Raw genomic sequence first — 12,411 nt, forward strand, 5'->3', positions numbered from 1 at the left:
CTTCAGGGTTAGGGTTCGGGTCGGCGCTACGGACCGTCCCATTCGGCATCCGTCGTCCCGGCGCGGGGCACCGCCCGGCGGCGACAACGTAATTCGAGGCGAGAGGCCTTCGACGTGGCAGCACCGCAGAACTACCTCGCAGTCATCAAGGTCATCGGTGTCGGCGGCGGTGGTGTCAATGCCATCAACCGGATGATCGAGGTCGGTCTCAAGGGCGTCGAGTTCATCGCCATCAACACCGACGCACAGGCGCTGTTGATGAGCGACGCCGACGTCAAGCTCGACGTCGGCCGCGAACTCACCCGCGGACTCGGCGCCGGAGCCAACCCGGCCGTCGGCCGCAAGGCCGCCGAGGACCACCGCGAGGAGATCGAGGAGGTCCTCAAGGGGGCCGACATGGTCTTCGTGACGGCCGGTGAAGGCGGCGGCACCGGCACCGGCGGGGCGCCCGTCGTGGCCAACATCGCGCGCTCGCTGGGCGCCCTGACCATCGGCGTGGTCACGCGCCCGTTCACCTTCGAGGGACGGCGCCGCGCGAACCAGGCCGAGGACGGCATCGCCGAACTGCGCGAAGAGGTCGACACCCTCATCGTGATCCCGAACGACCGGCTGCTGTCCATCTCGGACCGCCAGGTCTCGGTTCTGGACGCCTTCAAGTCCGCGGACCAGGTCCTGCTCTCCGGTGTCCAGGGCATCACCGACCTCATCACCACCCCCGGCCTGATCAACCTGGACTTCGCCGACGTCAAGTCGGTCATGTCCGAGGCCGGTTCCGCCCTCATGGGCATCGGCTCGGCCCGCGGCGACGACCGTGCGGTGGCCGCGGCCGAGATGGCGATCTCCTCCCCGCTCCTGGAGGCGTCCATCGACGGCGCCCGGGGCGTGCTGCTCTCCATCTCCGGCGGCTCCGACCTCGGCCTGTTCGAGATCAACGAGGCCGCCCAGCTGGTCAGCGAGGCCGCCCACCCCGAGGCCAACATCATCTTCGGCGCGGTCATCGACGACGCGCTCGGCGACGAGGTCCGGGTCACCGTGATCGCGGCCGGCTTCGACGGCGGCCAGCCGCCGGCCCGCCGGGACAACGTCCTCGGCTCGGCCTCCGGCTCGGCCCCCGCCCGCCGCGAGGAGCCCGCCCCGGCCCGGCCGAGCGAGCCCAGCCGTCCGTCCTTCGGCTCGCTGGGCAGCGTCAAGCCGAAGGAGGAGCCGGAGCCGGCGCCCGAGCCGGTGGCCGACATCCCGGTCCCCCCGCCGGTCACGCCGGCGCCGCGGCCCGCCTACTCGGACAGCGCGGCCGAGGAACTGGACGTTCCGGACTTCCTCAAGTGATAGGACGGCGCGAGAGCGTGAGCGGCGCGCACTTCGCCTTCACCGACCGGTGGGGCGGGGTGAGCGCCGCTCCGTATGAGGAGCTCAACCTCGGCGGCGCGGTCGGCGACGCGCCCGAGGCGGTACGGGGCAACAGGGAGCTGGCGGCCAAGTCGCTCGGCCTGGACCCCGAACTGGTCGTCTGGATGAACCAGGTGCACGGCGCCGACGTCGCCGTGGTGGACGAGCCGTGGGGCGAGCTGCCGGTGCCGGAGGTCGACGCGGTCGTCACCGCCCGACGCGGACTCGCCCTCGCCGTCCTCACCGCCGACTGCGTGCCGGTGCTGCTGGCCGACCCCGTCGCCGGGATCGCGGCCGCGGCCCACGCGGGCCGGCCCGGCATGGTCAAGGGCGTCGTCCCCGCAGCCGTACGGGCCATGGTCTCGCTCGGCGCCGCACCGGAGCGGATCGTCGCCCGCACCGGACCGGCCGTCTGTGGCCGGTGCTACGAGGTGCCGGAGGCGATGCGCGCCGAGGTGGCCGCCGTCGAGCCGGCGGCGCACGCCGAGACGAGCTGGGGCACGCCGGCGCTCGACGTGAGCGCCGGGGTGCACGCGCAGCTCGACCGGCTCGGGGTGTGCGACCGGGCGCAGGCGCCGGTGTGCACGCTGGAGTCGGACGACCACTTCTCGTACCGCCGCGACCGCACCACCGGGCGGCTCGCGAGCTATGTCTGGCTGGACTGATGGGGCATGACGGACCGTAAGACGGAACTCGCCGCGAACCTGGCGAAGGTGGAGGAACGCATCACCGCCGCGTGCACGGCGGCCGGGCGTGCCCGGGAGGAGGTGACCCTGATCGTGGTCACCAAGACCTACCCGGCGAGCGATGTGCGGATCCTGTCCGGACTCGGTGTGCGCCATGTCGCCGAGAACCGCGACCAGGACGCGGCCCCGAAGGCCGCCGCGTGCGCGGATCTGCCCCTCACGTGGCACTTCGTCGGTCAGCTGCAGACCAACAAGGTGCGCTCCGTGGTCGGTTACGCCGATGTCGTGCAGTCCGTCGACCGTTCCCGGCTCGTCACCGCCCTGTCGAAGGAGGCGGTGCGCGCCGGACGCGAGGTGGGCTGCCTCGTCCAGGTGGCGCTCGACGCCGGAGCGAGCGGGCGGGGCGAGCGCGGCGGCGTGGCCCCGGCCGGAATCGAAGAGTTGGCCGACCTCGTCGCCGGTGCGCCCGGACTGCGGCTCGACGGACTGATGACCGTCGCTCCGCTCACCGGGGAGTACGCGGGGCGCGAACAGGCGGCGTTCGAGCGCCTCATGGATTTGTCGACTGACCTGCGCCGAGCTCATCCGGCTGCAACCATGGTGTCGGCAGGGATGAGCGCGGACCTCGAACAGGCCGTGGCCGCCGGGGCGACACATGTGCGCGTCGGCACCGCGGTACTCGGAGTCCGCCCCAGGCTCGGGTAACGTCGCCAGGAAGTCGGACCACAGCAGAAAATATGGTCAATGCGCGCCAAGGCGGGCGCAAGGACCACGTGGATCGCGGGCACTTGGCAGTCGTCAGTCGATCCACCACAGAGCGGAGGACTCAGAGCATGGCCGGCGCGATGCGCAAGATGGCGGTCTACCTCGGCCTCGTGGAGGACGATGGGTACGACGGCCGCGGATTCGACCCCGACGACGACTTCGAGCCCGAGTTGGACCCGGAGCCGGAGCGGGACCACCGACGGCACGAAGCGTCACACCAGTCGCACAGCGCACATCAGTCCCAAAGGGACGAAGAGGTGCGAATCGTGCAACCGCCCGCGCCTCGCGAACCGGTGGCCCGTGCGGCTTCGCTCGCCGCGGAATCCGGACGTCCGGCGCGCATCGCGCCCGTGGCATCCATCACACAAGAACGTCAGTCCCTGGAGAAGAACGCGCCGGTGATCATGCCCAAGGTCGTGTCCGAACGAGAGCCTTACCGGATCACCACGCTGCACCCGCGGACCTACAACGAGGCCCGTACCATCGGGGAACACTTCCGTGAGGGCACCCCGGTGATCATGAATCTCACTGAGATGGATGACACAGACGCGAAGCGACTTGTCGACTTTGCGGCCGGTTTGGTGTTTGGTCTTCACGGCAGCATCGAGCGGGTGACGCAGAAGGTGTTCCTGTTGTCTCCTGCTAACGTCGATGTCACGGCGGAGGACAAGGCCCGCATCGCAGAGGGCGGGTTCTTCAACCAGAGCTGAGACGTACGACCGGATGAAGCACGGAAAAGCACGGAACAGGGGAGAGGGAACCACAGGCCATGAGCGTGTTCGCGCAGGTGATCTACATCGCGCTGATGGTGTTCCTCGTCGTGCTGATCTTCCGGCTGGTCATGGACTACGTCTTCCAGTTCGCCCGCTCATGGCAACCCGGCAAGGCGATGGTGGTCGTACTGGAGGCCACCTACACTGTCACCGATCCACCGCTGAAGCTTCTGCGGCGGTTCATTCCGCCGCTGCGTCTCGGGGGCGTGGCGCTCGACCTGTCCTTCTTCGTACTGATGATCATCGTCTACATTCTCATCTCCGTCGCGGGGAGTTTCGTGAGATGAGGGTGGGGACGATCCGGTCTTGCCGACTGCCGATGACTACGTTGAGGTGAAGAGATGCCGTTGACCCCCGAGGACGTGCGGAACAAGCAGTTCACGACCGTCCGCCTCCGAGAAGGCTATGACGAGGACGAGGTCGATGCCTTCCTCGACGAGGTCGAAGCCGAACTGACCCGTCTGCTCCGCGAGAACGAGGACCTGCGCGCCAAGCTGGCCGCCGCGACGCGTGCCGCCGCGCAGAACCAGCAGAACATGCGCAAACCCCCGGAGCAGGACCAGCAGCATCCTCAGCAGCAGGGCATGCGAGGTCCCGGCCAGCCGGTGCCCGCCGGCATATCGGGCCCGCCGCAGCAGCAGATGGGCGGCCCCATGGGTGGCCCGCCCCAGCTGCCGAGCGGTGCCCCGCAGCTGCCCGCCGGTCCCGGCGGTCAGGGCGGCCCGCAGGGTCCCGGCCCGATGGGCCAGGGTCCGATGGGTCAGGGCCCGATGGGCGGTCAGCCGCCCATGCAGCAGCAGATGGGTGGTCCGATGGGCGGCCCCATGGGCGGTCCGATGGGCGGCCCCGGTCAGGGCCCCGGTGGCGACAGCGCCGCCCGTGTCCTCTCGCTGGCCCAGCAGACCGCCGACCAGGCGATCGCCGAGGCCCGCTCCGAGGCCAACAAGATCGTCGGCGAGGCCCGCAGCCGCGCCGAGGGTCTGGAGCGTGACGCCCGTGCCAAGGCCGACGCCCTGGAGCGGGACGCGCAGGAGAAGCACCGCGTCGCCATGGGCTCCCTGGAGTCCGCGCGCGCCACGCTGGAGCGCAAGGTCGAGGACCTGCGCGGTTTCGAGCGCGAGTACCGCACGCGGCTGAAGTCGTACCTCGAGTCCCAGCTGCGTCAGCTGGAGACCCAGGCCGACGACTCCCTGGCCCCGCCGCGCACCCCGGCCACCGCGTCCCTGCCGCCGTCCCCGGCGCCCTCCATGGCCCCGGCCGGCGCGAGCGCCCCGTCCTACGGCGGCAACCAGACGATGGGCGGCTCGCCCGCTCCGTCCGCCCCGTCCTACGGCGGTCAGCAGCAGATGACCCCGGCCATGACCCAGCCCATGGCTCCGGTCCGCCCGCAGGGTCCGTCCCCGATGGGCCAGGCTCCCTCGCCGATGCGTGGGTTCCTGATCGACGAGGACGACAACTGACGGGTCTGTGAGACCAGTACGACAACGGCGTCGGCAGCGTCCCTAGGGCGGGCCCCCCGGACTTCGGTCACGGGGGGCCCGCCCTTTTTACGCGGGTTGCACGCACGCGGTCGCACGCACGGCAAGGGCCCGGCCTCCGCAGGGGAGACCGGGCCCTTGCCGAACCGTTCGGCGCTTACGCCTTGCGCAGCCGGAAGGTGAGGGACAGCCCCTCGTCGGTGAACGGCTCACCGAAGCCGTCGTCGCCCTCGCCCTGCCCGAAGTCCGTGGCGAGAACCTCGTCGGCGATCAGCTCGCTATGCTCGGCCAGCGCGGCGAGCACCGCGGGATCGGTCGACGTCCAGCGCAGGGCGATCCGGTCGGCCACGTCCAGGCCGCTGTTCTTGCGGGCCTCCTGGATCAGCCGGATCGCGTCACGGGCCAGGCCCGCCTGCCGCAGCTCCTCGGTGATCTCCAGGTCCAGGGCGACCGTGGCACCGGAGTCGGAGGCCACCGACCAGCCCTCGCGCGGGGTTTCCGTGATGATCACCTCGTCCGGGGCGAGGGTGACCGTCTCACCGTCGAGCTCCACGGACGCCGTGCCCTCGCGCAGGGCGAGCGACAGGGCGGCCGCGTCGGCACCAGCGATGGCCTTCGCCACGTCCTGGACGCGCTTGCCGAACCGCTTGCCCAGCGCCCGGAAGTTGGCCTTGGCCGTCGTGTCGACCAGGCTGCCGCCGACCTCGCTGAGGGACGCCAGCGCCTCGACGTTCAGCTCCTCGGTGATCTGCGTGTGCAGCTCCGGGTCCAGGGAGTCGAACCCGGTCGCCGCGATCAGCGCCCGGGACAGCGGCTGACGGGTCTTGACGCCCGACTCCGCGCGTGTGGCCCGGCCCAGCTCCACCAGCCGGCGGACCAGGACCATCTGCCGGGACAGCTCCGGGTCGATCGCCGACAGGTCCGCCTCCGGCCAGGCGGCCAGGTGCACGGACTCCGGCGCCCCCGGGCTGACCGGAACGACCAGGTCCTGCCACACCCGCTCGGTGATGAACGGGGTGATCGGCGCCATCAGCTTGGTGACCGTCTCCAGCACCTCGTGCAGCGTGCGCAGCGCGGCCTTGTCGCCCTGCCAGAAGCGGCGGCGCGAACGGCGGACGTACCAGTTCGACAGGTCGTCCACGAACGCGGACAGCAGCTTGCCGGCGCGCTGGGTGTCGTACGCCTCCAGCGCCTGGGTCACCTGGTCGGTGAGCGCGTGCAGCTCGGACAGCAGCCAGCGGTCCAGCACCGGGCGGTCGGCCGGCGCCGGGTCCGCCGCGGACGGCGCCCACGCGGACGTACGGGCGTACAGGGCCTGGAAGGCGACCGTGTTCCAGTACGTCAGCAGGGTCTTGCGGACGACCTCCTGGATGGTGCCGTGGCCGACCCGGCGCGCGGCCCACGGGGAGCCGCCGGCCGCCATGAACCAGCGCACCGCGTCCGCGCCGTGCTGGTCCATGAGCGGGATCGGGTCCAGGGTGTTGCCGAGGTGCTTGGACATCTTGCGGCCGTCCTCGGCGAGGATGTGGCCGAGGCAGACGACGTTCTCGTACGAGGACTTGTCGAAGACGAGCGTGCCGACGGCCATCAGCGTGTAGAACCAGCCGCGGGTCTGGTCGATCGCCTCGGAGATGAACTGCGCCGGGTACCGGCTCTCGAACAGCTCCTTGTTCTTGTGCGGGTAGCCCCACTGCGCGAACGGCATCGAACCCGAGTCGTACCAGGCGTCGATGACCTCCGGCACGCGCGTGGCCGTCTTCCCGCAGCCCTCGTGCGGGCAGGCGAAGGTGACGTCGTCGATGTAGGGGCGGTGCGGGTCCAGGGCCGACTGGTCGGTGCCGGTCAGCCCGGTCAGCTCCGCACGGGAGCCGACACAGGTGAGGTGGTCGTCCTCGCAGCGCCAGATCGGCAGCGGGGTGCCCCAGTAGCGGTTGCGGGACAGCGCCCAGTCGATGTTGTTGTTCAGCCAGTCGCCGAAGCGGCCGTGCTTGACCGTCTCCGGGAACCAGTTGGTCTTCTCGTTCTCCTGGATGAGACGGTCCTTGATCGCCGTCGTGCGGATGTACCAGGAGGGCTGCGCGTAGTAGAGCAGCGCGGTGTGGCAGCGCCAGCAGTGCGGGTAGCTGTGTTCGTACGGCAGGTGCTTGAAGAGGAGGCCGCGCTGCTGGAGGTCCGCGGTGAGCTTTTCGTCCGCCTTCTTGAAGAAGACGCCGCCGATCAGCGGGACGTCCTCCTCGAAGGTGCCGTCCGGGCGGACCGGGTTCACCACGGGCAGGCCGTAGGACCGGCAGACCTTGAGGTCGTCCTCACCGAAGGCGGGGGACTGGTGGACCAGACCCGTGCCGTCCTCGGTGGTGACGTACTCGGCGTTCACCACGAAGTGGGCCGGCTCGGGGAAGTCGACCAGCTCGAACGGGCGCTGGTACGTCCAGCGCTCCATCTCGGCGCCGGTGAAGGTCTGGCCCGTGGTCTCCCAGCCCTCGCCGAGCGCCTTGGCGACGAGCGGCTCGGCGACGACGAGCTTCTCCTCGCCGTCGGTCGCGACGACGTAGGTGACCTCGGGGTGCGCGGCGACCGCGGTGTTGGACACCAGGGTCCAGGGGGTCGTCGTCCACACCAGGAGCGCGGCCTGGCCGGCGAGCGGACCGGAGGTGAGCGGGAAGCGGACGTACACGGACGGGTCGACGACCGTCTCGTAGCCCTGCGCCAGCTCGTGGTCGGACAGGCCGGTGCCGCAGCGCGGGCACCAGGGGGCGACGCGGTGGTCCTGGACCAGCAGGCCCTTGTTGAAGATCTCCTTCAGGGACCACCAGACCGACTCGATGTACTCGGGGTCCATCGTGACGTACGCGTCGTTGAGGTCGACCCAGTAGCCCATGCGGTTCGTGAGCGCTTCGAACGCGTCGGTGTGGCGGAGCACGGACTCGCGGCACTTGGCGTTGAACTCGGCGATGCCGTACGCCTCGATGTCCTGCTTGCCGGAGAAGCCCAGCTCCTTCTCGACCGTCAGCTCCACCGGGAGGCCGTGGCAGTCCCAGCCGGCCTTGCGGGCCACGTGGTGGCCGCGCATGGTGCGGAAGCGGGGGAAGACGTCCTTGAAGACGCGCGCCTCGATGTGGTGGGCGCCGGGCATGCCGTTGGCGGTGGGCGGGCCCTCGTAGAACACCCACTCGGGGCGGCCCTCGGACTGCTCCAGGCTCTTGGCGAAGATTTTCTGCTCGCGCCAGAAGTCGAGCACGGCGTGCTCAAGAGCGGGCAGGTCGACCTGTGCGGGCACCTGGCGGTACGTCGGCGCTGTCATCTGCGAGCATCCTCCAACGGACTTGCTGCCTTCCGTCGGAGGGACGAGAGCCTTCGTTCCTGTCTACGCCGTGTGCGGCGTGCTCCCGCGGTACCACCCTCCTTGGCCCTCCGCCGCGCCGTACGCGCCGGTGAGCCCCCTCATTGGGGTCGCGAAGCCGGTTCTACTCGCCGCCGCCCTTCGGCTGCGGCTTTCTTCCGGCGGCTCCGGGGTGATCTTCACGTCGCGCTCGCCCCCGGGCTCACACCGTCCCCGGGTCGCTCTGGGCTGCGTACGCCGCTACTCGTCCCCATCCACGCTTTTTCGCTCCGCCCAGTGTACGGCGCCGCGCGGACAGCGGCCGACCGGATTTCCGCGCGGTGGGGCGGACGCGGTGCGACCGGGTCGGATGACCCGAATGGCGAGGGGGCGGGCGCGCGGGTCCGGGCGGGCGGGGAACGGCGGATTACCCGGCGGGGAGCTGGGCACAACGGATGCAGGCCCGTGGCTCGGGGGGTGCGGGCGGGCGAATCGGGCGGTGTGCCCCGTTGCCGCGGGACTCAAGTCGATTTATCGTCCCAGCACGATTCGCGAGCAAGATCACAATATGTGAAGGGGCCGCGGCCATGGTGGCGAAGAAGACCGCCGTACAGCAGCCGGCGACCGGGAAGACCGGCGCGAGGCCTGCCACCAAGAAGGCGGCTCCGAGCACGACGGCCGCCACGAAGACGGCTGCCGGGAAGACGGCCGTCACGAAGACGACGACTGCCGGGGCGGTCGCCGCGAAGCATGTGGCCGGGAAGCCGGTGGCCACGAGGACGGCTGCCCAGGAGACGGCTGCGGCCAAGGCGGTCACCAAGAAGGCGGTCACCAAGAAGGCGGTCACCAAGAAGGCGGCCGGCGAGAAGGCAGTGGTCAGGAAGGCGGTCGCGAAGAAGCCGGCCGCCGAGCAGACGGCCGTGGAGGAGGCGGCCGTGAAGGACGCGGCGGTGAAGGACGCGGCGATGCGGAAGAAGACCGCCGCCGCGAAGGCCGGGGTGAAGAAGACGGCGACGAAGAAGGCGGCCGCCCGGGAGGCGGCCGTGGAGGACGCGGCCGTGAAGGACGCGGCGGTGCGGAAGAAGACCGCCGCCGCGAAGGCCGGGGTGAAGAAGACGGCGACGAAGAAGGCGGTCGTCACGACGACGGCCGCGAAGAAGGCGGCCGCCCGGGAGACGGCCGCCGAGGAGACCGGCGCCAAGAAGGCCGCCGCCCACAAGGCCGCCGCCCACAAGGCCGCGGTGACGGCGGCGGCCGAGAAGAGCACGAGCACGGCCAAGAAAGCGGGCGCGGCGCGGGCCGCCAAGCAGACGGGAGCCACGACAGTGGTTGCGAAGAAGACTCCTGGCACGGCCACGGCGGCACAGACCGCCGTCCCCAAGGCACGCGTCGCCGCGGCGGAGCCAGGCGAGCTGGCGGTGCGCCCCGGAGAGGACCCCTGGACCCCGGAGGAGGTCGCCGAGGCCCGCGCGGAGCTGGAGTCCGAGATGGCGCGGCTGCAGGAGGAGATCAGCAACTCCGAGGCGTCCCTGGTCGGCCTGATGCGGGACTCCGGGGACGGCGCCGGCGACGACCAGGCCGACACCGGCACCAAGAACATCACGCGCGAGCACGAACTGGCGCTGGCCGCCAACGCGCGCGAGATGCTGATCCAGACCGAGCGCGCCCTGGAACGGCTGGACGCGGGCACCTACGGCCTGTGCGAGAACTGCGGCAACCCCATCGGCAAGGCCCGTATGCAGGCGTTCCCGCGGGCCACCCTGTGCGTGGAGTGCAAGCAGAAGCAGGAACGCCGCTCCTGAGCGTGGGGGGCCTGCGGGGCGTGCCGTAGTCTCGTCCCCAGTCAGGCACCTAGGTTGAGGGACTCACGTGGCAGAGGCGGAGCGCATCATCGGTACGCCGGACACCCCGGACGACGGCGGCGAGCGGACGGCGGCGGACGGGGCCCCCGCCGGCTCCGGTGTGTCCGGGGAGGCCGGCGCGTCCCGCGCGGGCGAGCAGGAGACCCCGGCGCGGCGGACCGGCCGCGGGCGCCGGATCGCCGTGCTGTTCGCGGTGGCCGCGTTCGCGTACGCCCTCGACCTGGTCAGCAAGATGCTCGTCGTCTCCCGGCTGGAGGGCCACGCGCCGATCCAGGTGGTCGGGGACCTGCTGGAGCTGCACGCCATCCGCAACCCCGGCGCCGCCTTCGGGTTCGGCGCGGCCTTCACGGTGATCTTCACGCTGATCGCCGCGGCCGTGATCGTGGTGATCATCCGTCTGGCCCGCAAGCTGTACAGCTTCCCCTGGGCGGTCGCGCTCGGGCTGCTGCTCGGCGGCGCGCTCGGCAACCTCACCGACCGGATCTTCCGGGCGCCGGGCGTCTTCGAGGGCGAGGTCGTGGACTTCATCGCGCCCAAGGGCTTCGCGGTGTTCAACCTCGCCGACTCGGCGATCGTGTGCGGCGGCATCCTGATCGTGCTGCTGTCCTTCCGCGGTCTGGACCCCGACGGCACGGTCCACAAGGACTGAAGGTCCGGCCGGGTTTTCCACAGGCTCGTTCGGTGCCGTCTCACCCGTCCGGCATACTCGACGGGTGAGCACGCTTCCCGAGATCCGTACCCTGCCCGTGCCCGACGGCCTGGAGGGCGAGCGCGTCGACGCCGCCATCTCCCGCATGTTCGGCTTCTCCCGCACGAAGGCGGCGGAGCTGGCCGCGGCCGGCAAGGTCCAGGTCGACGGCGCGGTGGTCGGCAAGTCCGAGCGGGTGCGCGGCGGCGCCTGGCTCGAGGTCGAGATGCCGCAGGCGCCCGCGCCGGTGCAGGTGGTCGCCGAACCGGTCGAGGGCATGGAGATCGTGCACGACGACGATGACGTGGTCGTGATCGTCAAGCCGGTCGGCGTGGCCGCGCACCCGTCGCCGGGCTGGTCCGGCCCCACCGTCATCGGCGGCCTCGCCGCCGCCGGGTACCGGATCTCCACCTCCGGTGCCGCCGAGCGCCAGGGCATCGTGCACCGCCTGGACGTCGGCACCTCCGGCCTGATGGTGGTCGCCAAGTCGGAGCGGGCGTACACGTCGCTCAAGCGCCAGTTCAAGGAGCGCACGGTCGACAAGCGCTACCACACGCTGGTCCAGGGCCACCCGGACCCGACGAGCGGCACCATCGACGCCCCGATCGGCCGCCACCCCCAGCACGACTACAAGTGGGCGGTCACGGCCGAGGGCAAGCCCTCGGTGACCCACTACGACCTCATCGAGGCCTTCCGCGCCGCCTCCCTGCTGGACGTGAAGCTGGAGACGGGCCGCACCCACCAGATCCGCGTCCACATGGCCGCCCACCGCCACCCGTGCGTCGGCGACCTCACCTACGGCGCCGACCCGACCCTCGCCAAGCGGCTGGGCCTGACCCGCCAGTGGCTGCACGCCGTCCGCCTCGGTTTCGAGCACCCCGGCGACGGCAACTGGGCCGAGTTCGAGAGCGACTACCCGGAGGACCTGCGGAAGGCGCTCGACCAGGTCCGCGAGGAGACGTGGGCGTGAGCGGGGCCTACACCGTCCGGGTCGCCGAGGACCCCGCCGACCGCGAGGCCTGCTTCGCGGTCCGCAAGGAGGTGTTCGTGGCCGAGCAGGGCGTCCCCGAGGACATCGAGTACGACGCCTGGGACGCCGTGGCCGTGCATGTTCTGGCGGTCCGCGAGGACGGGGTGCCGCTGGGCACCGGGCGGCTGCTGCACGGCGAGGCGGCGGCCGCGAAGACCGGCGGGGATCCGGCGGTGGGTTCCCTGGGACGGCTCGCCGTCTCGCGCGCGGCGCGCGGGCTCGGCGTCGGCGCCGCCCTGGTGCGCGCCATCGAGGACGCGGCACGCGCGCGTGGCCTCACGGCGGTGGACCTGCACGCCCAGACCCACGCCCTGGGGTTCTACGAACGGCTCGGCTACGAGGCGTACGGCCCGGAGTTCCCGGATGCCGGCCTACCGCACCGGGCGATGCGCCGGGCCCTGTAGCGGCGGCGCCCGCCGCGAGC

General features: G+C 71.3%; 11 protein-coding genes. 10 read left to right on the forward strand and 1 reads right to left on the reverse strand.

Features of this window, described 5'->3' with window-relative positions; all coding sequences use genetic code 11:
• The first annotated feature begins 114 nt into the window (after window positions 1–114).
• The 6 genes from ftsZ (at window position 115) to ACIP4Y_RS05000 (ending at window position 5,070) form a co-directional block, all read left to right on the forward strand.
• Entirely contained in the window at window positions 115–1,326 is a 1,212-nt protein-coding gene (gene ftsZ, locus ACIP4Y_RS04975) for a cell division protein FtsZ (RefSeq protein ID WP_358637484.1), read from the forward strand.
• Window positions 1,323–2,051: a peptidoglycan editing factor PgeF gene (gene pgeF, locus ACIP4Y_RS04980; RefSeq protein WP_358637483.1), complete on the forward strand. Its 729-nt coding sequence runs from the start codon at window positions 1,323–1,325 to the stop codon at window positions 2,049–2,051. Before ftsZ ends, pgeF begins: the two co-directional genes overlap by 4 nt.
• A 6-nt stretch (window positions 2,052–2,057) precedes the next feature.
• Window positions 2,058–2,777: a YggS family pyridoxal phosphate-dependent enzyme gene (locus tag ACIP4Y_RS04985; protein WP_401387783.1), complete on the forward strand. Its 720-nt coding sequence runs from the start codon at window positions 2,058–2,060 to the stop codon at window positions 2,775–2,777.
• Window positions 2,778–2,905: 128 nt separating this feature from the next.
• On the forward strand, window positions 2,906–3,547 hold the full coding sequence (locus tag ACIP4Y_RS04990) for a cell division protein SepF (protein WP_401387786.1): 642 nt from the start codon (window positions 2,906–2,908) through the stop codon (window positions 3,545–3,547).
• A 59-nt stretch (window positions 3,548–3,606) separates the two neighbouring features.
• The gene (locus ACIP4Y_RS04995; protein ID WP_030347861.1) at window positions 3,607–3,897 is read left to right on the forward strand and encodes a YggT family protein; all 291 of its coding nucleotides are present in this window, start codon (window positions 3,607–3,609) and stop codon (window positions 3,895–3,897) included.
• A 54-nt stretch (window positions 3,898–3,951) separates the two neighbouring features.
• Entirely contained in the window at window positions 3,952–5,070 is a 1,119-nt protein-coding gene (locus tag ACIP4Y_RS05000) for a DivIVA domain-containing protein (RefSeq protein ID WP_189983800.1), read from the forward strand.
• Between the two features lie 175 nt (window positions 5,071–5,245).
• Here the strand turns inward: ACIP4Y_RS05000 and ileS are convergent, their stop codons facing one another.
• Window positions 5,246–8,389 carry an isoleucine--tRNA ligase gene (ileS, locus tag ACIP4Y_RS05005; protein ID WP_401387791.1) on the reverse strand — a complete coding sequence of 1,048 codons (3,144 nt, stop codon included), beginning with the start codon at window positions 8,387–8,389 and terminating at the stop codon, window positions 5,246–5,248.
• A gap of 605 nt (window positions 8,390–8,994) precedes the next feature.
• On the opposite strand from ileS, the gene ACIP4Y_RS05010 reads away from it, so the two are divergent.
• The 4 genes from ACIP4Y_RS05010 (at window position 8,995) to ACIP4Y_RS05025 (ending at window position 12,391) form a co-directional block, all read left to right on the forward strand.
• Window positions 8,995–10,209 (forward strand): TraR/DksA family transcriptional regulator, encoded by a 1,215-nt coding sequence (locus tag ACIP4Y_RS05010; RefSeq protein WP_401387794.1) that lies wholly within the window; start codon window positions 8,995–8,997, stop codon window positions 10,207–10,209.
• A gap of 67 nt (window positions 10,210–10,276) precedes the next feature.
• A complete protein-coding gene (gene lspA / locus ACIP4Y_RS05015) occupies window positions 10,277–10,918 on the forward strand; it encodes a signal peptidase II (protein ID WP_401387797.1) in 642 nt (213 codons plus the stop codon).
• Between the two features lie 64 nt (window positions 10,919–10,982).
• Window positions 10,983–11,927 carry an RluA family pseudouridine synthase gene (locus tag ACIP4Y_RS05020; protein WP_358637471.1) on the forward strand — a complete coding sequence of 315 codons (945 nt, stop codon included), beginning with the start codon at window positions 10,983–10,985 and terminating at the stop codon, window positions 11,925–11,927.
• A complete protein-coding gene (locus ACIP4Y_RS05025; protein WP_401387800.1) occupies window positions 11,924–12,391 on the forward strand; it encodes a GNAT family N-acetyltransferase in 468 nt (155 codons plus the stop codon). Before ACIP4Y_RS05020 ends, ACIP4Y_RS05025 begins: the two co-directional genes overlap by 4 nt.
• Window positions 12,392–12,411: the final 20 nt, after the last annotated feature.

It is taken from the genome of Streptomyces sp. NPDC088810, from assembly GCF_044750305.1.
Classification (GTDB): Bacteria; Actinomycetota; Actinomycetes; order Streptomycetales; family Streptomycetaceae; genus Streptomyces.

What these genes read in the sequence shown, in the direction of transcription:
- ACIP4Y_RS04985 (WP_401387783.1), top strand. Translation starts at nt 2,058, where the DNA reads ATGACGGACCGTAAGACGGAACTCGCCGCGAACCTGGCGAAGGTGGAG.
- ileS (WP_401387791.1), bottom strand. Translation starts at nt 8,389, where the DNA reads ATGACAGCGCCGACGTACCGCCAGGTGCCCGCACAGGTCGACCTGCCC.
- ACIP4Y_RS04990 (WP_401387786.1), top strand. Translation starts at nt 2,906, where the DNA reads ATGGCCGGCGCGATGCGCAAGATGGCGGTCTACCTCGGCCTCGTGGAG.
- ACIP4Y_RS05000 (WP_189983800.1), top strand. Translation starts at nt 3,952, where the DNA reads ATGCCGTTGACCCCCGAGGACGTGCGGAACAAGCAGTTCACGACCGTC.
- ACIP4Y_RS05010 (WP_401387794.1), top strand. Translation starts at nt 8,995, where the DNA reads ATGGTGGCGAAGAAGACCGCCGTACAGCAGCCGGCGACCGGGAAGACC.
- ACIP4Y_RS04995 (WP_030347861.1), top strand. Translation starts at nt 3,607, where the DNA reads ATGAGCGTGTTCGCGCAGGTGATCTACATCGCGCTGATGGTGTTCCTC.